We start from the raw sequence: 24,258 nt of genomic DNA, 5'->3' as shown, positions 1-24,258 counted from the left end.
GCCTCATCGTCATCGCACGCGCTCCACCGTCAGTGTCGACCCGCCGGGCGCCTGGGCCTGCAAGCGGCGGTCGTACATCGACTCGCCGTATGCCGGCGGCGCGATGAAGCGGCCCGCGTTGCTCGCCTTGATCCGGTAGACGAACTCGCGCACGTCGGTCGTCGCGGTGCCGTAGATCACCACACGATCCTCGCGCACGTCCGCGAACTGCGGCTGCCACGTGGAACCCTTCACGCCGATCGGCGAACGCCACGGTGCATCGGCGACCGGCGCCGACGCGGCGTCGTCGCCATTGCTGTCGCCATCCTGCGCGTCGGTGACGGGCGGCGGCGCGATCACCGGATCGAAGCCGCCCGGCAACAGGTCGACGATCGCGATGTTGCCGACGCTCGCCGAGCCCGTCGCCCGGATCTTCAGGTGCACGTCGATCTCCTGGCCGACCGTGATCTTGTCGAGCGGCTTGCCGTCCGTGTCGGTGTAGTCACGCACGATCTCCAGCCCGTTCTTGATCGCCTTCGTCGACGTGCCGCGGTCGTAGCCCGACTGGCTCGTGATCCACCATGCGGGCAACGTGCTGCCGTTCACGAAATCGACGCGCGACGCACCGGCCGACCACGTGCCCGAGCGCACGAGGTTCGCCTGGATCGACGATACGTCCTTCGCCGCGGCGCCCGCGCGCACCTCGTCGATCGCGAGCTGGTCGAGCTGGCCCGCGCTCGACGCCGCATACGCATCGAGCGCGAGGATCGTCATCGCCGACGACAGCGTGTTGTATCGGTTGTCGACGAGCGGCGCGGCGAGGTTGTCCATCGCGCGCGGCGACAGCTTGCGCACGCGCTCCGGGAAGTGCTTCGCGATCAGGTACAGCACGCTCGCGTCGCGCGTCAGCGGATCGATGTAGTAGCCCGTCACGTAGCCGCCGTCGGATGCACGCTTGCGCTCGAGCAGCGCCTGCGGGCCCGCGATCAACGCCGCGGCCTCCTTGTCCTGCTTCAGCAGTTGGTACGACGCGGCAAGCCACGCGGCTGCGAGATCGTTCTTCCAGTCGTTCGGATACGCATCCTGCAGCCGCTTCTGCACGGCCGCGAGGCTGTTGGTCGTCACGTTGCCCTGGCGCGTCAGCAGATACACCGCGTACGCGCGCTGCCGCAGCAGGTCGAGCGAGCCGAGCGAGTCGTTCGCTGCAAGCTTCTGCAGATACTGGTTCCCCGCGTCGAGCATGTCCTTCGGCACCGCGATGCCGCGCTCGCGCGCGTCGAGCAGCACGTGCATCGCGTACGCGGACACGAACGGATCGGCATCCGGCGTCGCGCTCCACAGCCCGAACCCGCCCTGCGCGTTCTGCCGGCTGCGCAGCACGCCGAGGAACTGCGTGATCGCCGCCGCGTTCGTCGCGTCGGCGCCGGCGTCGGTCGCATGCATCGCGCTCGTCAGCGCGCGCACCGACAGCCACTTCGCCGCGAACACGCGCGGCACCGACGCGCTCACCATCTGCTCGCTGCAGTAGTGCTCGAAGTTGACGAGATACGACGACAACCCTTCGGACAGCACGAGCGGCGCGGTCGAGATGCTCGCATCGCGTGACGCATACGCGTCGTACATCGACCGCAGGTTCGGCACGCTTGCCTTCTTGCCCGGATCGAGCCGCGCGATGTCGAGCTGCGTGCGGAACGCGGCGGCCGGCCGCACCGACACGTCGACCCGCTGCTGCGCCCCTTTCGCGCCATAGCGCGCGCCGAACGACAGCGAACCCGAGCCGAGCGTATCGGTCGCCTTCACGCGGAACATGGCGACACCCTCGTGCTGCGGCGCGAGCGCGACGTTCTGCGTGGCCGGCCCGATCACCTGCAACTGCGGGCCCGTCTTCAGCGTGACCGCAACCGGCACCGGCTGGTTGCCGACACCCGTCAGGTTGTTCGCGACACCGACGCTGACGTCGGCTTCGTCTCCCGGCGCGAGCGTCGTCGGCACGTTCGGCGACAGCACGAAATCGCCGCGCACCGTCGTCGCGCCTTCGAACGTGCCGACCAGGTCCGGCGATACCGACACGGCCATCACGCGCAGCTTGCCGTTGAAATAGTCGGGCACGGTGTAGCTCAGGCGCGTGTCGCCGTTCACGTCGACGATCCCCGACCAGTAGACGACCGGCTTGTCGCGCTTGCGCTTGAACGGGTTCAGCTGGCGGCCGATCGCATCGTCGGCGTCGCCGCCTGGCGCGGCCATCGCCATCAGCTTCTCGAAGTCCGGCAGGATCAGGTCGAGGATCTGCGACGTGCCGACTTCGAGCATCCGCTTGCGGAAGAAGAACTTCAACGGATCGCCGAGCTTGTAGCGCGCAACCTGCAGGATGCCCTCGTCGACCGCGAACACGACGACCTTCGCGGGCTTCGCCGAATGCACGGTGAAATTCACCGTGTCGCCGGGCTTCACGAGCGCCGGCGCATCGACCGATACCGCATTGCGGCGCGCGTCGAGGTTCACCGAAAACGGCACGACGCCGTAGCTCAGCGGGCTCATGAAGATTTCATCGGACGACGGATCGCGGATGTACTGCACGTTGATGTAGCCATTGCCCTCGAAGCCGGCCGGCACGGTGATGTGCTGGATCGAGCTCGTCGTATCCGCATGGAACCACGCGTGCGCATACACCTTGTCGCGCTCGATCGTGATCAGGCCGCTGCCCGCATAAGGTGCGCGGATCGCGATCTCGACCTGCTCGCCCGGCTTGTAGTCGTGCTTCGCGAGCGTCACCTGCAGCTCCGCGTTGCGGTCGAGCGAGCGCGTGACGTTCGCGTCGCCCGTGACCGAATACTCGATCCGGTTCACCGCGGCGCCGTCCGCGTTGCGGATCACGAGCGCATAGCTGCCCGGCTTGTCGGTACGCAGCGTGAAGTCGAGCCCGGCCGCCGGAATCGCCAGCGGCTTCTCGTCGACCGGCACCTCCTTCAGCCGCGAATCGTATTTGTACGCGCCGGAATCCTGCTTGGTCAGCACCGACACGTAGCGTTCCTCGACGAGCTGTGCGCGCAGGCCCTTCACGTCGATCGCCTTCGCGTTCGGATCGATCGCGACGAGCCGCACCGTGCGCGGGCTGCCGCGCTTCACGTAGCCGAGATCGTCGACCGACTTGTAGCCGACGAGCCAGTCGTTGTTCGACACGAGCGTCTGCGCGTTCGCGGCGACGTTGCGCCCGCCTTCCGCTTCATAGGCCTTCGCCTGGAAGTAGAGCTGGTAGGTCGCGTCCGCGTACTTGTCGAGATCGAGATCGAACTCGGCATGGCCCTTGTCGTCGGTCGTGCCGTCCTGCAGCGTCGTCGTGTAGCCCTCCTTCGCGCGGCGTGCATCGAAGAAGTGATAGCCCTGCCAGCTGCGGAACGACGGCCACACCGGGCGCAGCGTCAGCGTCGCCGCGACGCGGCGCTTCTCCGCCGGCGTGCCGAACAGGTTCTGCGCATCGACGATGCCCTTCAGCCCCTTCGGCTTCACCCACCCTTCGACGACCTGCTGCGACAGCTTCGCGTCGACCTTCATCCGGTCGGGCAGGAACTCCTTCACCTGCACCGTCGTGCTGCCGATCGGCTCGGCGCCCGGCTGGCCGTCCTTGACGATGTACAGGTTGACCGTCCACGTGCCGGTCGGCGCCGTTTCGGCCGTCGTATAGCCGAGCTCGGTGAAGCCGGTCGCGTCGACCGTCACCGGCTTGCGTTCGACGGTGATCCCGCGCGGGTCGACGATCTCCGCCTGCAGCGGCACGCCGGCCGGGCTGCGCGCCCAGCTCGCCGCGCGCACGATCAGGCCGATGTGGAACGGATCACCGGGGCGATACAGGCCGCGGTCCGAAAACAGGTACGCGGATAGTTGCCCCTGGCCCGTCGCATTGCGCTCGCCGTCGACGTCGAAACGCGAGAAATCGAGCTGGCGATCGCGGCCGGCCACCGGCAGGAACGACAGGTCGGTGTCCTTCTTCACGACATACAGTTGCGGCCGCTTCTCGCGGTCGAGTCCCTTGAACGCGGGGAAATGCACGATGCCGTCGGCGCTGGTGGTCTGCGTGAACAGCGCCTGGCCGTTCACCGCGAGCACCGACACGGTTGCGCCCGCAACCGGGCGGCCATTGCGGATCGACTGGACGAACACGTCCTGGCTGCCGTCGAGCGCTTTCTTGACCAGCATCCCGAGATCGGTCACGACGATCAGGCGCGTGTCGCCGAGCGCGTTGTCGCTGTCGTCGCCATTGCTGTTGCCGTTGCTGTCGCTCGAATCGGCGTTGTCGGACTGATCCTGGCTGCCGTCGCCGGACGATGCATCGCTATCCTTCGCATCGTCGGCCTTCTTTTTCTCGGCCGCCGGGTCGTACTTCGTCAGGTGCAGCAGGAACACGCCGCGCTTGCCGCCTTTCAGGTACTGGCCGAGATCGATGCCTTCGTAATGCGCCTTGCCGGGGTCGCCGGCCGGGAACGCGCGCGTCTGCACGAAGCGCTCGACGATGTGATCCTCGCTGAACGAATACGACAGCTCGGGCCGCGCGTACGTGCCGTTGTTGAAGCTCACCAGATGCTGGAGCTGGTCGGGCAGCACGCGGCCGATCTCGACCTTCATCCCCGGCAGGTTGCGCGACACGACCGACAGCCGCTTGCTGCCGCTCATCGACAGCAGCGAACCGTCGGCCATGAAGCGCAGCAGCTTCGGATAGTCGGGCACCGTGAAGGCGGTCGTCACCGGCTCGGCGAGCAGGTAGCCGCCCGCCGATTTCAGGTCGCCCGCGAAACGCACGACGATGCGATCGCCCGGTGTCGCGTGGTACTTGAAGCTTTGCAGCGTCGCGTAGTCGTTCTCGGTCGGCACCGCGTCGAGCGGCAGCGGCTTCGACTGCTTCAGCACCGCATCGCTGATGTCGGCCACGTTCCATTCGTACGGCGGATCGTCATCCGACTGATCGACGCCCGGCTTGCGCTTCGGCAGCACCCACGCCTTGGCGCGCGCGGCCAGGTCGGCGCTGCGCACGCCGTCCGACGCTTCCGCGACGAGTACCTGCTCGGGCTCGTAGCGCTCGTTGTCGACGAGCGTCGGCGCGATGTTGGCGATCGACAGGCTGTAGAGCCCCGGCACGTTGACCGACGCATGCAGCACGTCCGGCGTGCCGTTGCCGCCGCGCGAACTCTTCACGCCCTTGTCGACGTCGAGCCGGGCCACCAGCGGATCGCGCGGAATCTCGAGCGGCTGCGAGTAGACCCACGCGCTCGTCTTCATCTTGTCGTAGTTGACCGTGTAGCGCAGCGGCGTCGAATTCTTGCCGTCGCGGCCGACCAGCACGAGGCCGATGCGCTTCTCGAATTCGGCCGGATCGACCGGGTAGTTGAAGCGCAACTGCAGCAGCGCCTGCTTCTCCGCCGGATTGTCGGGGTTCTGGTAGAACTCATTGTTGCCGAACGTCGCGGCGAACGCGGGCAGGTCGAAGGCGAAGCGGTCGTCATGCATCGTCACCTGCGGCGCGAACACCCGGTGCACCGCGAAACGCACCTCGACGTGTGCGCCGACCGGCCAGTCGGCCGCCGGCGTGAAGCGCAGCGTCTTGTCGTCGGCCCACTCCCATGCGCCTTTCAGCGCGGGCGTCATCTCGATGCCGTCGCCGGCCGGCTTGCCGACCTGTTCGATCGGCGCCGCCGATTGCGCGAACACGACTTCGAGCGGATGCACGGTGATCTTCGGCTTGTCGGAGTCGTCCACCTCATAGGTGGTGATCGCCGGCGCCTTCACGGTGAAGCTGACGGTCTCGGGCTCGGGCGGCTTCGGGCGGTGCTTGAACCAGTACACTCCGTAGCCGAGCGCGGCCGCGAGCAGCACCAGGCCGCCGGCATGCCACGGCCGGCGGCGCACGGCCGCGACGGTGATGCCCATCCATGCGGGCGCCGTCCACGACACGTCGCCGACCAGCGGCCGCAGCGCGCAGCCGAGGAGCCACCAGACGAAGCCCGCCACGCGAATCGGCAGGAGCAACAGGAAGCGCAGCAAATCCATTGTTATTTCCTTGTCAAGGACATGCTGCCTGGTGCGGCAACCTTCCCCGAATTGTTATGGGTCTGTGACGGCGCGGCCCGGTTGCGCCGTAATTGCTTGGTATGTTCGACCGGATGCTGGGCGCCATTATCGATCAGACCCGAAACGATGGAAATATCGGTGTGCCGCCGCGCAACGCTGCCGGATAACCGGCCGGTCGGGCGGATTTCGGCTCGCCGGCCGACCGCTGCGCGCGGTCACGCCGGGTTCGTTAGAATGCGCGGCTCGGCATGATTCGAATCAAAATGAAAGGAAACCGCTTGAAACTCCCGTTCGAATGGCAGATCGGGCTGCGCTATGCGCGCGGCGGCCGGCGCTCGGCCGGCGACGGCTTCGTGTCGTTCATTGCCGGCGCCGCGATGGCCGGCATCGCGCTCGGCGTCGCCGCGCTGATCGTCGTCTTGTCGGTGATGAACGGATTCCGGACCGAAGTGCGCGACCGGATGCTGTCGGTGCTCGCGCACGTGGAAATCTTCTCGCCGACCGGCGCGATGCCCGACTGGCGGCTCACCGCGCACGAATCGCTGCAGAATCCGGCGGTGCGCGCCGTCGCGCCCTATGTCGACGCGCAGGCGCTGCTGACGAATGCGGGCAGCGTGACGGGCGTCGCGCTGCGCGGCATCGATCCCGTGCTGGAGCCGCGGGTGTCCGAGATCGCGCGCAAGCTGAAAACCGGGCGGCTCGACGCGCTCGTGCCGGGCGAGATGGGCATCGTGCTCGGTTCGGCGCTGGCCGACGCGCTGCACGTGAAGATCGGCGACCGCATCACCTTCTTCGCGCCCGGCAACCGCGCGCGCATCGGCGACGCGCTGCCGCAGTTCCGGCAGTTCAACGTGGTCGGCACGTTCGAGTCGGGCCACTACCAGTACGACAGCGCGCTCGCCTACATCCACCTCCGCGACGCGCAGACGCTGTTCAACGTACGCGCGCCGACCGGCATCCGGCTGCGCCTCGACGATCTGCAGCGCGCGCCGGACGTCGCCCTGGAACTGTCGCGCACGCTGTCGGGCGACCTCTATATCCGCGACTGGACGCGACAGAACCGCACGTGGTTCGAAGCCGAGCGGCTGCAAAAGCGCATGCTGTCGCTGATCCTGATGCTGATCGTCGCGGTCGCCGCGTTCAACCTCGTGTCGTCGCTCGTGATGACCGTCACGCAGAAGCAGGGCGATATCGCGATCCTGCGCACGCTCGGCGCGCCGCCCGGGTCGATCATGAAGATCTTCGCGATCCAGGGGATGACGATCGGCCTCGCCGGCACGCTGGCGGGCGTCGCGCTCGGCTGCGCGATCGCGGTGAGCATCCCGTGGGTGCTGCCGGCGATCGAGCAGTTGCTCGGCATCCGCTTCCTGACGCCGTCCGTGTACTTCCTCAGCTCGCTGCCGTCGAAGCTCGCGGCGACCGACGTGATCGAGATCGCCGCGGCCGCGTTCCTGATGTCGTGCGTCGCGACGCTCTACCCGAGCTGGCGCGCCGCACGGGTACGGCCGGCCGAGGCGCTGCGCGACGAATAGGCGCGCGGCGTCCGGCGCCGGGCTCTGCGAGGCGCGTCGTCAGGCGATCTCGTGGAAACCGATGCTGTTGCGGCCGTTCAGGATGTCCTCGAACGCGGCCCCGAAGCCGACGTCGATCAGGCCCGCGCGTCGGCCGTAGGTCTTCTGCCCCGAATCGTCGACGAAGATCGCCGCGCCCGACGACAACTGACGGTCGGTATCCAGCAGCGCGAGCGTGCCGCGCGCGCTGCCGGCCGACGGGTCGAACTTCAGCGGCGTGCCGTCCTGCGTGGTGAAATGCCCGCCGACCTCTTCGAACTTCTGGTTGCGCGCGACGGACGCATTCATCTCTTTCATGAAAAGGAAGTCGGCGTCGGCGCGCTGGCTGGCCACCTTGCGATCGTCGTCCGTAAACGTCTCGCCCACGGCCGCCGCGCCCTGCCCGGCGAAGTCGACGGCCTGCTGGTGAAACGCGCGCGTCGCGAGCACGAGGCCCGCGTTCGCGTTCAGCGTCGACTCCACCCACGCGCGATCGCTTTCCGTCATCGTCTTCGACACGACCTGGATCCGGCCGTCGTCGGTCTTGAAGTCGAACTGCGCGTCGGCCAGGTCCGGACGCTTCGCGATGATCTCGTGCAAGCTCGTCGCGAGCTGGCTGGTGACGTCGCGCAGCTTCGTCGACAGGTCGCCCAGCATCGACATCTGCTTCATGCGCGCCGCCTGCATCGCGTCCAGGTCCAGCGCCCGGATGGTAATCGGCGTGTCCTGCGGTTGCCCGGACGCCGCGTCCGTCTGCTGGCGCCCGTCGAGCGCCGCTTCCTGCGCCATCTGCGCGAGCGAAAGGCCGCTCGCTGCCGTGACAGAAATCGTCATGCCCTCTCTCTCCTTTCAACGTGTTTTTTACCGTTTACGGACAGATTTCACGGAAATTTAGACCGATCGCAGGTCGATCGTCCGGCGGGCTTCAAAACTTTGTTTGACTCAAACTAAAAAAGTTTGACACCGAGATTTCACTGAGATAAGTTTTGCGCAAGCTTCCGGAAAGCAATCCGGCCAGCCCCGCCGACTCACGTCGCGCTTTCCTGCCGTTGCAGCACCGCCGTTCGCTCCATCCCCGCCTCATCGCATCGTGCCGTTCCGTTTCGTCTGAAACCTGAAGGAAGATCGGGCATGCCCGCATTTGATTCGCACTCCTGCATTCATTTCGTGCCGCGTGCCTCGTATCGACCGCGCGGCCCGAATCAGCCGCCGCACTGACGCTTTTCATTCGGGGCGATGCAGTCGCCCCGACGCTCGCCGGGTGGCGCGATGCGTGACGTGCATCGACACCGGCCGTGACACCCGGGCATCGTGCCCGGCGCTTTCGCAGGTGCAGTTCCGTTTCATCCGATGCAGCACCCGGCCGGGCCGCAGGGGGCATATCGCGGGCCGTCCGGTTCCAGACAATCAAAAGAAGAGGTCGACAATGGACATTCATCGAACCGGATTGCGTCGCGCGTGGCTTCCCGCGCTCGTTGCAGCCGCGACGCTCGCCGCGTGCGGCGGCGACGACGGCGGCAGCGTGGCGGGCGTCTCCGCGCTCGCTCAGGGCCAACAGGAGGGGGCCGCCGCATCGGCGGCCGACAAGCAGTCGCTCGCATCACGCATTTCGCCGTCCGGCGTGCCCTACGCCAATCCGGCGAGCAGCGGCCGCTACCGGCCCGTGATCACGAACGGCCAGGTGCAGCCGTCGCTGTCGGGCGGCACGATCGAGGAGAACGCGTGGGTCGACACGCCGGTCGATTCCGACGGCGACGGCACGCGCGACCGCATCCACGTGCGCATCGTGCGCCCGACCGAAACCGCGAACGGCGCCCGCACGCCCGTCATCGTGCTCGCGAGCCCGTACTACGCGGGCCTCGCCGACAGCCCCGACCACAACGTCGACGTCGAACTCGACGGCACGCCGCATCCGGCCGCGACTGCGGCCTCGACAGCGACCGGCGCCTCCGCGCGCATCATGGCCGCCGCGCCGCAGGTGCGGATGCTGCAGCAGGTCGAAGCGGCCGCCGCCGGACGCTCGTGGATCGAGAGCTACTTCATCCCGCGCGGCTTCACGATCGTCTACGCGGATTCGCTCGGCACCGCCGGCTCGGACGGCTGCCCGACGATCCTCACGCGCGACGAATCGGTCGCGATGGCATCGGTGATCCGCTGGCTCGGCCGCGACGCGACCGCGAAGGACGCGAACGGCAAGACGGTCGTCGCGAACTGGTCGACGGGCCACGTCGGCATGTACGGCGTGTCGTACGACGGCACGCTGCCGAAGATGGTCGCGAGCCTGCGCACGCGCGGGCTCGACGCGATCGTGCCGGTGGCCGGGCTGACGAACATGTACGGCTACTACCGTTCGGGCGGGCTCGTGCGCGCGCCGGAAGGCTATCAGGGCGAAGACGTCGACGTGTACATCAAGGCGCTGCTGACGAACGCGCATCCGGAGCGCTGCACGCACCTGATCGACGAGGCGCTGCAGCAGGAAGACCGCAAGACCGGCGACTATTCGCCGTTCTGGGCCGCGCGCGACATTCCTACCGCGTACGCGGTCGCACCGGCGCTCGTCGCGCAGGGGCTGACCGACGACAACGTGCGGGTCGACCAGTCGACGCTGTGGCATCTCGCGATGCGACGCCAGGGCGTGCCGACGCAGCTGTGGCTGCATCGCCTGAAGCACACCGACCCGACCCGCGTGCCGGCGATGGCCGATGCGTGGACCGCGGAAGTGAACCGCTGGTTTACGCGCTACCTGATCGGTTTCGACAACGGCGTCGAACGCGATCCGCGCGCGGTGATCGAGCAGGCGGACGGCACGCTGCTGAAGGAAGCGGACTGGGCCGCACGTCACGCCACGCCGGTCACGTACTTCGCGGGCGGCGACGGCGCGGGCACCGGCACGCTGCTGCGGTTGCCGACCGGCGGCCCGCTCGCCCGCTTCACCGACGATGCGCGCATTACTGCGCTCACGCTGGCGAACGCGCCGACCGGCGAGAACCGCAGCCGGTTCGAGACCGCACCGCTCACGGCCGCGACACGCCTGTCCGGTTCAGCGACCGCACGCGTCAGGCTGACCTTCACGGCGGTGGCCAACGTGACCGCCCTGCTGGTCGATCGCGCGCCGGACGGCACGGCGACGATCGTCACGCGCGCGTGGACCGACCCGCGCAACCGGTGGTCCGAGTGGCGCTCGGAGCCCGTGCTGCCCGGGATGCCGTACGACCTGAAGCTGACGTTCATGCCGCGTGACTACAAGCTGGAAGCCGGCCACCGGCTGGGGCTCGTCGTGCTGTCCAGCGACAACGAGGCCACGCTGCGGCCGACGCCGGGCACGGGCCTGACGCTCGATCCGGCCGGCACGTCGGTGACGGTGCCGCTGGCTTCGTCCTGAGCAGGCGTGCGGCGCGCGGAACGCACGTCAGCCGGCCCGCGTAGCCGACACAGCCGAACGTCCGGCCAGCCTTCAATCGTTGCGGGTTGCAAGGCTGGCCGGGCGACCTGCCCGACCGGTCGCCGCTGGACATCGGTCAGGCCCGTCGCCCGTTCGGATCGCCCTGGCGACTCCAATAATCGATTAGCCACTGTGCAGCCGGACCGCTCGCGCGATCCGCACGCCGGATCAGCGACAGCCCGTAGCGAAACGTGCGTCGGTCGGCCAGTTGCACCGGCACGAGACGGCCCGACTGCAGATCGTCCTCGATCAGATGCATGGGCATCGATCCCCAGCCAAGCCCCGCGAGCAGCAATCGATGCTTCGCGCCGAGGTCGGCCACCTTCCAGGTGCGAGTCGCATAGATTCCGAATGACTGCCCGTCGGTGACCTTGCTTCGGTCGGTAAGCACGATCTGCGTATGCTCGCGCGCCTCAGAAAGCGGTATGGGCGCGTCGCGCAGCGCGAGCGGATGCATGGGCGCCGCAACGGTCAGCAACTCGAGCGCCCCCATCGATGTCGCGTCGATCGCATCCGGCCAGTTCGGGATCGGGCCACTGATGCCGAGCACACACCCGCCGTCGAACACCAGCTTCAGGACGCCGCCGAGCGCCTCGATCGCCAGGTTGAGCGCGACTGTCGGGAACGCCTCGGCAAACGCCTGCATGCCTTCGACCAGCTTCGGCAACGGAAACATCACGTCGACGGCCAGCGACAGTTCGGCTTCCACGCCGCCCCGCAAACCGGCCGTCTTCGCCTGCAACTGCCCCATCAGCATGTCGAGCCGACGTGCATCGGCGAGCACGACCTCGCCTGCCGCCGTCAGTTGCGGACGACGTCTGCCACGTTCGAACAACGGCATGCCCAACTGCGCTTCAAGGCTGGCGACCGCATAACTCACCACCGATTGCGCCCTGCCGAGCTGTCGCGCCGCCCCCGAAAAGCTGCCTGCCTCGACGACGGCGACGAACGCACGAAGCTGATCCAGATTGGGGCTGCGATCCACGATCTATCCAGAAAATTGATTTTAACGATCCATTTTAGCCAATTGTTTTGATCGAAACGATCCCCTACATTCCTGTCACGCCATGTCGATCGCGCCCCCTCGCGTCGACAGTCCCCCGTCAATGTCACAGGAACATGGAACCATGACTACCGACAGCTTTCTCTCGCCGCCCCGGGCGCCTGCGCGTCCGACACTGTTCGATCCGATCGAACTCGGGCGCATCACGCTCAGGAATCGCATCGTGATGGCGCCGATGACGCGCAGCCGTGCCGGTGCCGGCGACGCCCCCGGCCCGATGAACGCGACCTACTACGCACAACGGGCCTCGGCCGGCCTGATCGTCACCGAGGGAACGCAGATCTCGCCACCGGGCAAAGGCTATCCGTTCACGCCAGGCATCTACAGCGATGCGCAGATCGCGGGCTGGAAACAGGTGACCGACGCGGTGCACCGTGAAGGCGGCCGCATTTTCGTGCAACTGGCCCATGTCGGCCGCATCGGTCACCCGGACCTGCAGCCGGACGGCGCACTGCCGGTCGCGCCGTCACCGATCCGGCCCGACGGCGACGCCTATACGCCGACCGGCCCGCAGCCCTACCCGGTACCGCGCGCACTCGAAACCGCCGAATTGCCTGCCATCGTCGGCCAATATGTGCTGGCAACTCGTGCCGCATTTCAGGCCGGGTTCGACGGCGTGGAGATTCATGCCGGCAACGGCTATCTGCTCGACCAGTTCCTGCGTGACGGCACGAATCGACGGACCGACGACTACGGCGGCACGATCGACAACCGGCTCCGACTGCCACTCGAGGTCGCGCGCGCAGTCAGTCTCGTTTCAGGCCCCGATCGATTAGGTATCCGTATCTCACCTGTCACGCCGCATTTCGGCGGAATTGCGGATAGCGATCCGCAAGCGCTGTTCGAACGATTCGCCGACCGGCTGAGCGGCCTCGCGGTCTATCTCCATGTCGTCGAAGGCATCCCTCAGGTCGCGCCGGACGCGGCGCCCGCATTCGACTACGACGCGCTGCGTCACGCCTTCGCCGGGCATTACATCGCGAACAACGGATACACGAAAACACGTGCGGAAACGGCGCTTTCCGATGGCCATGCCGATCTCGTGTCGTTCGGCTACCCGTTCATCGCGAACCCGGATTTCGCTGAACGCCTCCGGCACGACCGGCCGCTCGCGCATGCGGACATGTCCATGGCCTACGGCGGCGGCGAAGCCGGCTATACCGACTACCCGCCGTTCCGCGCATGAGCGCGCCCCTGAACCCGAACCGCTGAACCCAGCACCGGATCGCCGATCCGCCCCCCCTCGAATAAGGAGTCGCCATGATTCGATCGCTCAACCACGCACTGTACCGAACCGCTGCGCGGACGCCCGCCGTCAACGCCATCCTGTCCGTCCTGGTGCGCATCCTCATCGCCGGCGTCTACGTCGGCGCGGGCATCAGCAAGATCTTCAACTACGCAGGCACCCAGCAATACATGGCCCACATGGGTGTACCGGGCACACTGCTGCCGCTCGTGATATTCGTCGAGGTCGCCGGCGGCCTCGCGTTGATCGCCGGCTACATGACGCGACTGGCCGCGCTCGGTCTCGCGATCTTTTCGGTCATCGCCGCGGTGATCTTCCATGGCGGCGGCGACCAGACGCAACAGACCTTCTTCATGATGAACCTGTCGATGACGGGCGGCCTGCTCGCGCTCGTGCTGAACGGCGCGGGGCGCGCCTCGTTCGATCGCGACGATCGGGCGTCCCTGCCGGATTGATCCGGCCGACGCCGCGCCCTGCCCGACACCTCACACACCCCGGGGGCAACGCCCCCGCATCCGGCGAGACTTTCCCGTGAACACCATGAATGCCATTCAGATCGATCGTTTCGGCGATCCCTCCGTACTCCGTCCGGTCGTGATCGAGCGCCCGACACCGGCTCCCGACGAAGTCCTCGTGCGCGTGACGCGTGTCGGACTGAACTTCGCGGAAACGCTGCAACGCGCCGGTCTCTATCCGGGGCCGGCACCGACTTTGCCGGCGATATTGGGATCGGAAACGGTCGGCACCGTCGAAGCCGTCGGCACAAACGTACAGGGCTTCCGGATCGGCGAGCGCGTGGCCGCGGCGCTGTTCGGCGCCACGAGCGGAACCGGCGGCTATGCCGAATACGTGACGGTACGCGCGCCGCTGATCGTCGCGATTCCCGACGCGGTGTCGGACGACGACGCCGTGGCCGTCATGCTGCAGGGCCTGGTCGCCCGCGTGCTGCTGCGCGAGACGCCGGTGGCCGCAAGATCCGTCGCCATCACCGCGGCAGCCGGGGGCGTCGGTTCGATGCTCATCCAGCTGGCGAGACTCGACGGCGCACGGACGATCGTCGGCCTGGCCGGTTCCATGGAGAAGCTATCGACGGTGCGGGCACTCGGTGCCGATCAGGCCGTCAGCTATCGCGACGAGGCGTGGGTCGATCGACTGGGCGCTGCAACCGGCGGCACGGGCCCCGACGTCGTCTTCGATTCGATCGGTGGTACCGTGGCCCGCACGCTCGTGTCCAGCCTTGCGCCGCACGGTCGTTTCGTCGGCTATGGCGCGGCAAGCGGCCACATGCTTACGGTCGATGAAAGCCTGATGAACGCGCTCATCTTCGGCTGCCGCTCCCTGTCCGGTTTCTCTTTGCATGCGTTCCTCGCCGATCACGTCGTGCGGCAAACGCTCGGCGAGCTGTTCGGTCTGCTGGCCACCGGTGCGCTGAAGCCGTTGATCGGAGGCAGCTATGCGTTCGACGCGATCGCCGACGCGCATGCGACGCTCGAGTCGGGCGGGACGACCGGCAAGCTCGTGCTGCATATCGATCGATAGCACTTCTTGTCCGCCTGCGACAGTCACGGGACTCGTCGCACGCGGGTATCGATCACGGACGAAACGGTTGGCGGCGAATCGTTGTCCGGACGCTGTTCACACCGGCGTGAGCACCGGCTGCCCCGCGAAGTGCCGCACGGCGTTGTCGATGAACTGCTGCACCGACCGATCGAGCGCCTCGGGCGACCAGCCGCCCATGTGCGGCGTCAGCACGACATTGCCGAGATCCGTCAGCGCGCGCGGCGGCTCCGGTTCGCCTTCATACACGTCGAGCCCCGCGCCCGCGATGCGCCCTTCGTGCAACGCCTCCGCCAAAGCAGCGGTATCGACAACACTGCCGCGTGACACGTTGACGACAAACCCGCCGGGGCCGAGTGCATCGAGCACCGCGCGATCGATCAGGTGCCGCGTGCCCGCGCCGCCCGGTGTCGCGACGATCAGGAAATCGGCCCACTTCGCGAGTGCATCGACACGATCGAAATAGCGGTAGGGGACATCCTTCACCGAACGGTTGTGATAACCGATCTCGATGTCGAAGCCGGCCGCGCGGCGCGCGCACTTCTCGCCGATCTTGCCGAGCCCGACGATGCCGAGCTTCTTGCCCGACACGTTAGGCGGCATCGCCAGTCCGTCGCGCCACACGCCCGCGCGGGTTTTCGCATCGAGCTGCACGACGTTGCGCACGGCCGCGAGCAGCAGCGCGAACGCGTGATCGGCGACGCAATCGTCGTTGGTGCCGGCGCCCGTGACCACGGTAATGCCGCGCGCCTTGGCATGCGTGACGTCGATGTTCTCGTAGCCGGCGCCGAGCGCGCTGATGAACGTGAGTTGCGTAAGACGGTCGATCTCGGCCGCGGTGAGCCCCGTGCTGCCGTTGGTCAGCACCGCGCGTATCGTACCGCCGTGTTCGGCGATCGCACGTTCGCGTGCTTCGGATGTCGGGGCGTAGCGCACGTCGAACGACGTGGAGATATCGCGATGCGCGTCGCCGCGCAATGCGATCAGAACCAGCAACTCGGGCTTCATGTCAGGAAGTGTCGGCAAGGCGGGAACGGATTTCAGTGTAACAAGCCTGCAACACGGATGCGGGTTATCCCCACACGGGCTGTGGACACGCCGCCTCACCTGGTTTGCCAAAGCCGGCTCAGTCAAGTAACTTTCGGCGTACGCCCCCGTCCTGGAGAATGGCCCGTATGAAGCTCGCCCTGCCCGCCCGGATCCTGGGCCTCGCGTTCGCCGCCGCCATCGTCGCGCCCGGCGCGCATGCCGACACGCCCGTCGTGGTGTCGTCGAAGATCGACACCGAAGGCAACCTGCTCGGCAACCTCATCTCGCAGGTGCTGAAGGCGCACGGCATTGCCGTCACCGAGAAGATCGCGCTCGGCACCACGCCGATCGTGCGCAAGGCGCTCACGAGCGGCGAGATCGACATCTACCCCGAATACACGGGCAACGCCGCGTTCTTCTTCAACAAGGCCGACGACCCGCTGTGGAAGAACGCAAGCCAGGGCTACGACACCGCGAAGCAACTCGACTTCGCGGCGAACCATCTCGTCTGGCTCACCCCGGCGCCCGCGAACAACACGTGGGGCGTCGCCGTGCTCGCGCCCGTCGCGCAGTCGCAGCACCTGAAGACCTTCTCCGATTTCGGCAAGTGGGTCGCGGGCGGCGGCAAGGTGAAGCTCGCGGCGTCGGCCGAATTCGTGAACAGTGCGTCCGCGCTGCCGTCGTTCGAGAAAGCATACGGCTTCAAGCTGAAGCCCGACCAGCTCGTCGTGCTGTCCGGCGGCGACACGGCCGCAACCATCAAGGCCGCCGCGAACCAGACCGACGGCGTGAATGCCGCGATGGTCTACGGCACCGACGGCGGGATCGCATCGAGCGGCCTCGCGGTGCTCGACGACGACAAGCACGTACAGCCCGTCTACGCGCCCGCGCCGGTGATCCGCGAAGCCGTGCTGAAAGCGCACCCGCAAATCGCGGACTACCTGAAGCCCGTGTTCGCGAGCCTCGACCTGAAGACGCTGCAGACGCTGAACGCGCGCATCCAGATCAACGGCGAACCGGCCGCCGGCGTCGCGAAAAGCTACCTGAAATCGAAGGGCTTCGTTAAATGACGGGTCGCGCGGCAGCGTCCGCGCGACGCATCACGGCGGACAAGGTCGGCATCCTGATCGGGGTACTGACGATCGTCGCCGTGCTCGGCCTGCCGTTCGCGGTACTGCGGCCGAACCGCATCGCGGCCGGCACCGACCTGTCGGTGTTCGCCGCGCTGCCGGCCCTGCAGGGCGCCGTGCTCGCCGCGCTGTGGATCGTCGGCGCGCTATGGGCGATGACGGCAAACCGCCCCGCCTGGCGGCTCGTGGCCGGCTGCGCGTGGCTCGCCACGCTCGCGTACGCGGTCGGCGCGGCCGCGACGCACGTCGTTGCCCCTGACGACACGCTCGCCCGCGTGTCGCCCTCCTCCGGCGTCTGGTTGTTGCTGTTCGCGTGGGCCGTGCTCGTCGCGGACGCGCTCGCACGGCTCGCATTCGGCCCGTGGCGGCGCCTCGCCGCGCTCGTCGTCGCGATAGCAGCGATTTCGGTGCCGCTCGCGAGCGGCTGGTGGGACGGTCTCTCCGTGATGCGCGAATACGCGGTGCGCAGCGACGACTTCTGGATCGAGGCGATCCGGCACGTGTCGCTCGCAGGCGGCTCGGTGGCCGCCGCGCTCATCGCGGGCGTGCCGCTCGGCATCGCCTGTGCGCGCATCGCAGCGGTGCGTACCGTCGCGATGCCCGTGCTCAATATCGTGCAGACGATCCCCAGCATCGCGATGTATGGGCTGATGATGGCGCCGCTCGGCTTGCTCGCCGCACACGTGCCGCTCGCGGCCGCGCTCGGCATCCGCGGCATCGGCGTGGCTCCTGCCGTGCTCGCGCTGTTCCTGTATTCGTTGCTGCCGATCGCGTCGAGCGTCGTGGTCGGGCTCGGCCAGGTGCCGCCGCACGTCACTGAAGCGGCGCGCGCGATGGGCATGACGCGCGCGCAGCGGCTGCTGCGCGTCGATCTCGTGCTCGCGCTGCCGGTGATCCTGAGCGGCGTGCGCATCGTGCTCGTGCAGAACATCGGGCTGACCGCGGTCGCCGCGCTGATCGGCGGCGGCGGCTTCGGCACCTTCATCTTCCAGGGGATCGGGCAATCGGCCGCCGATCTCGTGCTGCTCGGCGCGATCCCGACGATCGCGCTCGCGCTGGTGGCGGCCGTCATATTCGAAGCCGCGACCACGCTCGCGAAGGGACGTGCAGGATGATCGAGATCGAACGTGCGGGCAAACGCTTCGGCGATATCGTCGCCGTCGACGACGTCTCTCTGACGATGAAACGCGGCACGATCACCGCGCTCGTCGGCGCATCCGGCAGCGGCAAGTCGACGCTGCTGCGCATGATCAACCGGCTGATCGCGCCGACCAGCGGCACGATCCGCATCGACGGCGTCGATACGGCCACCGTTGCGCCCGAACAGCTGCGTCGCGGCATCGGCTATGCGATCCAGGGGCACGGGCTGTTTCCGCACTGGAGCGTCGCGCGCAACATCGCGACCGTGCCGCGCCTGCTCGGCTGGCCGGCCGATCGCATCGATGCGCGCGTGAACGAATTGCTCGACCTGTTTCATCTCGCGCCGGCCGAGTTCGCGGACAAGCTGCCGCACGAACTGTCGGGCGGCCAGCAACAACGCGTCGGCGTTGCGCGCGCGCTCGCGGCCGAGCCCGCGATGCTGCTGATGGACGAGCCGTTCGGCGCGCTCGATCCGATCATCCGCAACAAGGCGCAGGACGACCTGTTCGCGCTGCAGCGCCGCCTCGGCATCACCGTCGTGATCGTCACGCACGATATCGAGGAAGCGCTGAAGCTCGGCGACACGATCGCGGTGATGGACGGCGGCCGGCTGCTGCAGGTCGCAACGCCTGCCGAGATTCTCGGCAAGCCGGCGGCCGGCGTCGTCGAGCAGCTCGTCGCAGGCGTCGACCGGCCGCTGCGCCTGCTCGCGCTGACGCCGATCGACGCAGTGGCCGAACCCGGTCATGCCGACGGCGAACCGATTGCCGCGACGCGCACGCTGCGCGATGCCGTGTCCGAGCTGCTGTGGCGCGGTGTCGATGTGCTGCCGGTCGAAGCCGGCGACGGCCACAACACGCGTCGCATCACGCTCGACGCGATCCGCGCGCACGCAAGGAAGCCCGCATGACGACGCGCAGCAGCGTGCAGCCCAAGCGATTGACGCTTCTTGCGGCTGTCGCGCGCGCGGCGGCGCTCGCGCTGCTGCTCGTGTTGCTATTGCGCCCCGCATGGCTGCAAGGCTTGTTCGCGCCGTTCGCGGACAACGGCGCACCGGTCATCTACGATCGTGCGAGCCTGCTCGACCTCACGCTTGCGCATCTCGGCACGGTCGCGTTGTCGAGCGTGATCGGCACGATCGTTGCGGTCGCGGCCGGCATCGCGGTCACGCGGCCATGGGGTGCGGATTTCCTGCCGGTCGCGCGCAGCGTCGTCGACATCGGCCAGACCTTCCCGCCCGTCGCGGTGCTCGCGCTCGCGGTGCCGGCCGTCGGCTTCGGCTTGAAGCCCGTGCTGATCGCGCTCGTGTTGTACGGTCTCCTGCCCGTGTTCGAAAGCACAATCGCCGGGCTCGAGGACGTGCCGCGCGACGTCGTCGATGCCGCACGCGGGATGGGGATGAGCGGCTGGCAGCAACTGGTGTCGGTCGAGCTGCCGCTCGCGTTTCCGGTGATCGTCAACGGGGTGCGGCTCGCGGTCGTGATCAATCTCGGCACCGCGACGATCGGCTCGACGGTCGCCGCGCGCGGGCTCGGCGACGTGATCATCGCGGGCCTGCAGACGTCGAACACCGCGTTCGTGCTGCAGGGCGGCGTGATCGTCGGGCTGCTCGCGGTGCTCGTCAGCGATGCGATCGGCGCGATTGCACGGGTGGCGGCCGCACGGCGCGCGTAGTGGGCGTAGTGGGCGTAGTGGGCGTAGTGCTCGTAGGGCCGCATCCTGTCGCGTACGGTTGCATGTAAAAACGACCGAAACGCAACACCCGGCGACGTTCATCCGGACTCCGATGCGTGTCCGCGCAACGATCGGCTCGCCGCCCGACGCGAGTCGACACAAGCCTACATGCCGCTTTCATTCGAACCGGCACTCGACCACCCGCCGCGATTGGCCGATATACTAGGCGCCTTCCAATTCCCTCACTCCACCATGCGACGGTTTCTCTGGCTGATCGTGCTTTCGCTCGGTATCGCGCAACAGGCATCGGCGCAGCAGGCGTCCGCACTGCCTGCGTCCGCGCCCGAAGCGGCCGCATCGGCGCCGTCCGTCGCATCCGCGCCGCTCGCCGACACCAACGATCAGCCGAACGAAGCAAACCGCCGCATCACGTCCTACCTGACGAAGAAATTCGGTGTCGCGAAGGAGCGGGCCGCGAAGCTTGCCGATATCGTGAGCGTCACTGCGACGAAATATTCGCTGCCTCCGGCCCTCGTTTACGCCATTATTTCGATCGAATCGCGCTTCCAGGAAAAGGCACGCGGCCAGCATGGCGCGACCGGGCTGATGCAGGTCGTGCCGGCCGCGCACCGCGGCCTGGTGCGCAACGTGAAGGACCTGACCGAACCGAATGCGAACGTCGAAGTCGGGTCGGCGATCCTGTCGGGCTACGTGAGGGCGGCCGGTGGCGACGTGCGGGCCGGACTGAGGAGCTACAGCGGCGGTTCGAGCGCGTATGCGGCGAAGGTGATGCAGCGCGTCGATTCGTTCCGCTTCGTGCTCGAACCGGACGACGACGCGAAACCCGCGAACCCCTCGAACGATACGAACGGCCGCATGGTGCCGGTCAGCGACAAGACGAGCCCGACGGCGGCCCGCAACAACTGATCCCGGTTTCGTTCGACGCGCATGCGCCACGCCCCCCGCTTCCTTGCCGTCGCCGCGCTGGCGATCGGCCACACCACCACGTTTGCCGCCGTCGATTGCGAGCAACACGGCCCGACGATGAGCAACGTGTGGATCTGCATACTCGATCAGAACAACCAGGCCGTCGAGCGCGCGTACCGGTCGCTCGAGCACAAGCTCAAGCAGCGCAACCCCGATGCCGCCAGCGCGCTCGCGAAGTCGCAGGCAAGCTGGACCCGCTTCGCCGACGACACCTGCGACTACGTGAAAGCCGCCAATCCGCAGCAGATGATCCCGGAAGACGCGCGGATGAGCTGCTGGGTCGATTTCAGCCAGGCACGTGTGCGCATCCTGAAGAAATGGGAAGCGCAGCTGGACGCGCCGCAACCGGCGCAGAACTGAACGACGAACGGATACCCGCCCGTCACGCCTGTGCGAAACGCTCCCGCAGAAATTCGATGAAATGCTGCGTCTTCGCGGGCAGCAGCCGCGTTTCCGTCATCGCGTAGACCGGAATCGGCTCGCCTTCCCATTCGGGCATCACGCGACGCAACCGGCCGGCGGCCAGATCGTCCGCGACGATCGCCTCGGACAGCACGATGATGCCCGCGTCGAGCGTGGCCAGGCGCCGCAGCATGCCGACGCTGTTCGCCCCGAAACGGCTGCTCACCGGCACCGCAACGGAACGCGTGCCATCGTGCAGCGTCCATGACCCGCTCCGCTGCAGGCCGAGGCACGCGTGCGTGGCGAGGTCTTCCGGCTGTTGCGGCTCGCCCGCGCGAGCAAGATAGCCGGGCGACGCATACAGGTAGTTCCGGAGCGTTGCGATCCGCCGCGCGATCAGTTGCGAATCCTCGGATGGGCCCATGCGGATCGCCACGTCGAACGGTTCGCTCACCAGGTCGACGCGCCGCGACGTCAGTTCGTAGTCGAAGCTCAGCTTTGGATGGCGGTTCGCAAATTCGACGAGCAGCGGCGCCAGAATGACCACCGCGAAATCGACCGGAAACGATGCGCGCAGCACGCCGGTCGGCTCCGCCAGCAGCCCGCCGAGTTGCTCGTGCGCGAGCCGCGCCTCGTCGACGATGCGCTTGCAGCGCTCGAAGTAAAGCTGGCCGGCCTCCGTCAGTTCGATCCGGCGCGTCGTGCGATGCAGCAGCCGCAGCCCGATCGCCTTCTCCAGCGCGCCGATGCGCCGCGACAGCGTCGAGTTCGGCATCCCCAGCGTCTCGGCCGCGCTGCGAAAACCCTTCGCCTTCACGACTTCGACGAACAGCGCCATGTCGTTCAGCAGTTCCATGCTCATTGCCCCATCAATGGATCAATGTTATCCAGATTACCCGGTTTATCCCGAAAAGGAAGCAATGGATGATGGATGCGTGGAGGCGAGGTCGGCACACCCGTGCGCGGCCGGCGCCCGAGGCGGCACCGACCCGGCGCCGCTATCCCGAATCTCGAGGAGCTGACGCATCATGAGCCAACTGTTCACCCCGGTCCGCGTGGGCCGATATACGCTGGAAAACCGCCTGGTCATGGCGCCGATGACCCGCAGCCGCGCCGCCTTCGACGGCACGCCCGGCGAATGGGCCGCCGAGTATTACGCGCAGCGATCAAGCCTCGGCCTGATCGTCAGCGAAGGCACGCAGCCGTCGGACGACGGGCAGGGCTACCTGACGACGCCCGGCATCTATACCGACGCGCACGTCGCCGGCTGGAAGGCGATCAGCGACCGCGTGCATGCGCGCGGCGGCCGCCTGTTCATCCAGCTGATGCACGTCGGGCGCATGTCGCATCCCGACAATACGCCGCATCACCGGCAGGCCGTTGCACCGTCGGCGATCGCGCCGAACGCGCCGATGTTCACGATGAAGGGGATGCTGGACATTCCCGCGCCGCGCGCGCTGACGCTCGACGAAGTGCGCGAGACCGTGAACGACTTCCGGATCGCCGCGCGCCGCGCGATCGAGGCGGGCGCCGACGGTGTCGAGATCCACGGCGCGAACGGCTACCTGATCCAGCAGTTCTTCGCGCCGAACGCCAATACGCGCACCGACGCGTACGGCGGCTCGATCGACAACCGCGCGCGCTTCGCGATCGAGGTGGCCACGGCGATCGCCGACGAGATCGGCGCGGACCGCACGGCCCTCCGCGTATCGCCCGGCAACACGCTGGGCGGCCTCGACGAAGGAACCGAAGGGCCTGACCTGTATCGCCATCTCGCGACGGAACTCGACCGTCTCGGCCTCGCTTACCTGCACGTGATGCATCAGGGCGACGAAGCGCTGCTGGCCGACCTGCGTTCACGCTGGAACGGCACGCTGATCCTGAACCGCCCGGGCCGCGCGCGCGACGCGATCGGCGACGACCTGAAGTCCGGGCTGGCCGATCTCGAAGCGTACGGGCAGATGGTGCTGGCGAATCCGGATTTCGTGACGCGGGTGAAGACCGGTGCGCCGATGAACGACGCGCGGCGCGAAACGTTCTTTGGTGGCGATGCGCGCGGGTATGTCGACTATCCGGCGTTGGGTGGGGTGGCTGCGGCTTGAGGCTGTCGCGCGGGGCGATAGCTGCGACACGCCTGAACTGCATCGCAGCTATCGCAGGTGATCCGCGCGATGTCCGCCAAAAACTGAACCTCTCATTGCTCACCACCTGTCACTTCGAACGGAGCGGGGAAGGACAAAGCGGAGGCAACGGATCAATCGGTATTTCGCATGGCATCCGGTATCCGGTACGTGCCATCGCGATAGTCGAGTGTCATGTTGCGGCGTTGAGCGGGTGACGTGTGTCCCGAGCATGTATCGACTTCGAGCCGGTTCACGCGCTCGACGTACTTTTCGCTGACCCGCAAAACGGCATAGCCTTGCGTGTCTGCCGGGCCGAGTGCGAGTGTGCGTGACGTCTCTGAAGTGCTTGTACAAGGGCCATCACGGTCGCCCGTCCAATCGCTCACGATCAGTCGATCCAACACAGTGCGCAAATGCTGCCCATCGATCAAATAGAGGCTCAGCGTTGCGATACCTGACATATCCGCGGGCGGCCCGCCAGACGACTTGAGGCGCACGCCGAAGGCACGTTGAGTGGAGGTCAGCTGATAGCGCGCCGTGTCGAGCTCGATGCCCTCAAAATAGTGGTCCTCGGCGTAGTGAATCGCCGATCGCTGAAACCGATGCGCGACTATCGCACCCGTAGCCGTGTCGGCAACCACTACTTCGATGTCGACGACGTTCGGCCCGTCGCTGCCGTCTTTCTGCATCAGGGGTAACGCCCCGATCGTCAGCGCCTCGTTCGCGGGCCAGACCTTGCAAACCGCGTGCGTAGCATCCAGAGTACGGCCGGGATGAAGTTGCGCCGACCAGTTCTGGAGGTTCTCACTGCACCCTGCATGCGCGACAAGCGGCGCCAAAGCGGCAACAGCGCACATCACAGCGCGTTTCATCATC

General features: G+C 67.3%; 18 protein-coding genes. 12 read left to right on the top strand and 6 right to left on the bottom strand.

From position 1 onward, the window contains the following. Positions 1–9: 9 nt before the first annotated feature. Positions 10–6,018, bottom strand: a complete 6,009-nt coding sequence (locus BCEP18194_RS25350; protein WP_011354117.1) for an MG2 domain-containing protein — start codon at positions 6,016–6,018, stop codon at positions 10–12. Positions 6,019–6,302: 284 nt separating this feature from the next. On the opposite strand from BCEP18194_RS25350, the gene BCEP18194_RS25345 reads away from it, so the two are divergent. Next, positions 6,303–7,571: a lipoprotein-releasing ABC transporter permease subunit gene (locus BCEP18194_RS25345; protein WP_081436653.1), complete on the top strand. Its 1,269-nt coding sequence runs from the start codon at positions 6,303–6,305 to the stop codon at positions 7,569–7,571. A gap of 39 nt (positions 7,572–7,610) precedes the next feature. On the opposite strand, the gene BCEP18194_RS25340 is transcribed toward BCEP18194_RS25345, so the two are convergent. Beyond that, entirely contained in the window at positions 7,611–8,423 is an 813-nt protein-coding gene (locus BCEP18194_RS25340; RefSeq protein ID WP_011354115.1) for a hypothetical protein, read from the bottom strand. 592 nt (positions 8,424–9,015) lie between these two features. On the opposite strand from BCEP18194_RS25340, the gene BCEP18194_RS25335 reads away from it, so the two are divergent. Further along, positions 9,016–10,971, top strand: coding sequence for a Xaa-Pro dipeptidyl-peptidase (locus BCEP18194_RS25335; protein WP_011354114.1), 1,956 nt, complete (start codon positions 9,016–9,018; stop codon positions 10,969–10,971). 136 nt (positions 10,972–11,107) lie between these two features. On the opposite strand, the gene BCEP18194_RS25330 is transcribed toward BCEP18194_RS25335, so the two are convergent. Continuing rightward, positions 11,108–12,016: a LysR family transcriptional regulator gene (locus tag BCEP18194_RS25330; protein WP_011354113.1), complete on the bottom strand. Its 909-nt coding sequence runs from the start codon at positions 12,014–12,016 to the stop codon at positions 11,108–11,110. Positions 12,017–12,158: 142 nt separating this feature from the next. Here BCEP18194_RS25330 and BCEP18194_RS25325 point away from each other — a divergent pair, with 142 nt between their 5' ends. The 3 genes from BCEP18194_RS25325 (at position 12,159) to BCEP18194_RS25315 (ending at position 14,879) form a co-directional block, all read left to right on the top strand. After that, entirely contained in the window at positions 12,159–13,280 is a 1,122-nt protein-coding gene (locus tag BCEP18194_RS25325) for an alkene reductase (RefSeq protein WP_011354112.1), read from the top strand. A 74-nt stretch (positions 13,281–13,354) separates the two neighbouring features. Next, the gene (locus BCEP18194_RS25320) at positions 13,355–13,795 is read left to right on the top strand and encodes a DoxX family protein (protein WP_011354111.1); all 441 of its coding nucleotides are present in this window, start codon (positions 13,355–13,357) and stop codon (positions 13,793–13,795) included. Positions 13,796–13,871: 76 nt separating this feature from the next. Further along, positions 13,872–14,879 (top strand): zinc-binding dehydrogenase, encoded by a 1,008-nt coding sequence (locus BCEP18194_RS25315; RefSeq protein ID WP_041493188.1) that lies wholly within the window; start codon positions 13,872–13,874, stop codon positions 14,877–14,879. A gap of 96 nt (positions 14,880–14,975) precedes the next feature. Here BCEP18194_RS25315 and BCEP18194_RS25310 read toward each other — a convergent pair whose 3' ends face one another. Then, positions 14,976–15,905 carry a 2-hydroxyacid dehydrogenase gene (locus BCEP18194_RS25310; protein ID WP_011354109.1) on the bottom strand — a complete coding sequence of 310 codons (930 nt, stop codon included), beginning with the start codon at positions 15,903–15,905 and terminating at the stop codon, positions 14,976–14,978. A gap of 167 nt (positions 15,906–16,072) precedes the next feature. Between BCEP18194_RS25310 and osmF the strand changes: the two genes are divergently transcribed. The 6 genes from osmF to BCEP18194_RS25280 all read left to right on the top strand — a co-directional run bounded on the left by osmF (position 16,073) and on the right by BCEP18194_RS25280 (position 21,217). Beyond that, a complete protein-coding gene (gene osmF / locus BCEP18194_RS25305; protein ID WP_011354108.1) occupies positions 16,073–16,996 on the top strand; it encodes a glycine betaine ABC transporter substrate-binding protein OsmF in 924 nt (307 codons plus the stop codon). Further along, a complete protein-coding gene (locus tag BCEP18194_RS25300) occupies positions 16,993–18,171 on the top strand; it encodes an ABC transporter permease (RefSeq protein WP_011354107.1) in 1,179 nt (392 codons plus the stop codon). The genes osmF and BCEP18194_RS25300 overlap by 4 nt, the downstream gene beginning before the upstream one ends. Then, on the top strand, positions 18,168–19,106 hold the full coding sequence (locus BCEP18194_RS25295) for an ABC transporter ATP-binding protein (RefSeq protein WP_011354106.1): 939 nt from the start codon (positions 18,168–18,170) through the stop codon (positions 19,104–19,106). Before BCEP18194_RS25300 ends, BCEP18194_RS25295 begins: the two co-directional genes overlap by 4 nt. Further along, a complete protein-coding gene (locus tag BCEP18194_RS25290; protein ID WP_011354105.1) occupies positions 19,103–19,870 on the top strand; it encodes an ABC transporter permease in 768 nt (255 codons plus the stop codon). The genes BCEP18194_RS25295 and BCEP18194_RS25290 overlap by 4 nt, the downstream gene beginning before the upstream one ends. A 252-nt stretch (positions 19,871–20,122) precedes the next feature. Next, positions 20,123–20,797, top strand: coding sequence for a lytic transglycosylase domain-containing protein (locus tag BCEP18194_RS25285; protein ID WP_041493187.1), 675 nt, complete (start codon positions 20,123–20,125; stop codon positions 20,795–20,797). Positions 20,798–20,818: 21 nt separating this feature from the next. Next, entirely contained in the window at positions 20,819–21,217 is a 399-nt protein-coding gene (locus tag BCEP18194_RS25280) for a lysozyme inhibitor LprI family protein (protein WP_011354103.1), read from the top strand. A 22-nt stretch (positions 21,218–21,239) separates the two neighbouring features. Here BCEP18194_RS25280 and BCEP18194_RS25275 read toward each other — a convergent pair whose 3' ends face one another. Next, complete coding sequence (locus tag BCEP18194_RS25275) at positions 21,240–22,115, bottom strand: LysR family transcriptional regulator (protein WP_011354102.1); 876 nt, start codon at positions 22,113–22,115, stop codon at positions 21,240–21,242. Positions 22,116–22,287: 172 nt separating this feature from the next. On the opposite strand from BCEP18194_RS25275, the gene BCEP18194_RS25270 reads away from it, so the two are divergent. Then, a complete protein-coding gene (locus BCEP18194_RS25270) occupies positions 22,288–23,361 on the top strand; it encodes an alkene reductase (protein ID WP_011354101.1) in 1,074 nt (357 codons plus the stop codon). Between the two features lie 152 nt (positions 23,362–23,513). Here the strand turns inward: BCEP18194_RS25270 and BCEP18194_RS25265 are convergent, their stop codons facing one another. Continuing rightward, positions 23,514–24,254, bottom strand: coding sequence for a hypothetical protein (locus BCEP18194_RS25265; protein WP_157687234.1), 741 nt, complete (start codon positions 24,252–24,254; stop codon positions 23,514–23,516). Positions 24,255–24,258: the final 4 nt, after the last annotated feature.

Source organism: Burkholderia lata (assembly GCF_000012945.1).
GTDB lineage: Bacteria > Pseudomonadota > Gammaproteobacteria > Burkholderiales > Burkholderiaceae > Burkholderia > Burkholderia lata.
The sequence above is the reverse complement of the archived record's forward strand: the minus strand, read 5'-3'. Positions and strand labels throughout refer to the sequence as shown.

Excerpts from the sequence above, each read along its gene's own strand:
- BCEP18194_RS25350 (WP_011354117.1), bottom strand. The coding sequence starts at position 6,018 with ATGGATTTGCTGCGCTTCCTGTTGCTCCTGCCGATTCGCGTGGCGGGC.
- BCEP18194_RS25345 (WP_081436653.1), top strand. The coding sequence starts at position 6,303 with ATGAAAGGAAACCGCTTGAAACTCCCGTTCGAATGGCAGATCGGGCTG.
- BCEP18194_RS25340 (WP_011354115.1), bottom strand. The coding sequence starts at position 8,423 with ATGACGATTTCTGTCACGGCAGCGAGCGGCCTTTCGCTCGCGCAGATG.
- BCEP18194_RS25335 (WP_011354114.1), top strand. The coding sequence starts at position 9,016 with ATGGACATTCATCGAACCGGATTGCGTCGCGCGTGGCTTCCCGCGCTC.
- BCEP18194_RS25325 (WP_011354112.1), top strand. The coding sequence starts at position 12,159 with ATGACTACCGACAGCTTTCTCTCGCCGCCCCGGGCGCCTGCGCGTCCG.
- BCEP18194_RS25320 (WP_011354111.1), top strand. The coding sequence starts at position 13,355 with ATGATTCGATCGCTCAACCACGCACTGTACCGAACCGCTGCGCGGACG.
- BCEP18194_RS25310 (WP_011354109.1), bottom strand. The coding sequence starts at position 15,905 with ATGAAGCCCGAGTTGCTGGTTCTGATCGCATTGCGCGGCGACGCGCAT.
- osmF (WP_011354108.1), top strand. The coding sequence starts at position 16,073 with ATGAAGCTCGCCCTGCCCGCCCGGATCCTGGGCCTCGCGTTCGCCGCC.
- BCEP18194_RS25300 (WP_011354107.1), top strand. The coding sequence starts at position 16,993 with ATGACGGGTCGCGCGGCAGCGTCCGCGCGACGCATCACGGCGGACAAG.
- BCEP18194_RS25295 (WP_011354106.1), top strand. The coding sequence starts at position 18,168 with ATGATCGAGATCGAACGTGCGGGCAAACGCTTCGGCGATATCGTCGCC.
- BCEP18194_RS25290 (WP_011354105.1), top strand. The coding sequence starts at position 19,103 with ATGACGACGCGCAGCAGCGTGCAGCCCAAGCGATTGACGCTTCTTGCG.
- BCEP18194_RS25285 (WP_041493187.1), top strand. The coding sequence starts at position 20,123 with ATGCGACGGTTTCTCTGGCTGATCGTGCTTTCGCTCGGTATCGCGCAA.
- BCEP18194_RS25280 (WP_011354103.1), top strand. The coding sequence starts at position 20,819 with ATGCGCCACGCCCCCCGCTTCCTTGCCGTCGCCGCGCTGGCGATCGGC.
- BCEP18194_RS25275 (WP_011354102.1), bottom strand. The coding sequence starts at position 22,115 with ATGGAACTGCTGAACGACATGGCGCTGTTCGTCGAAGTCGTGAAGGCG.
- BCEP18194_RS25270 (WP_011354101.1), top strand. The coding sequence starts at position 22,288 with ATGAGCCAACTGTTCACCCCGGTCCGCGTGGGCCGATATACGCTGGAA.
- BCEP18194_RS25265 (WP_157687234.1), bottom strand. The coding sequence starts at position 24,254 with ATGAAACGCGCTGTGATGTGCGCTGTTGCCGCTTTGGCGCCGCTTGTC.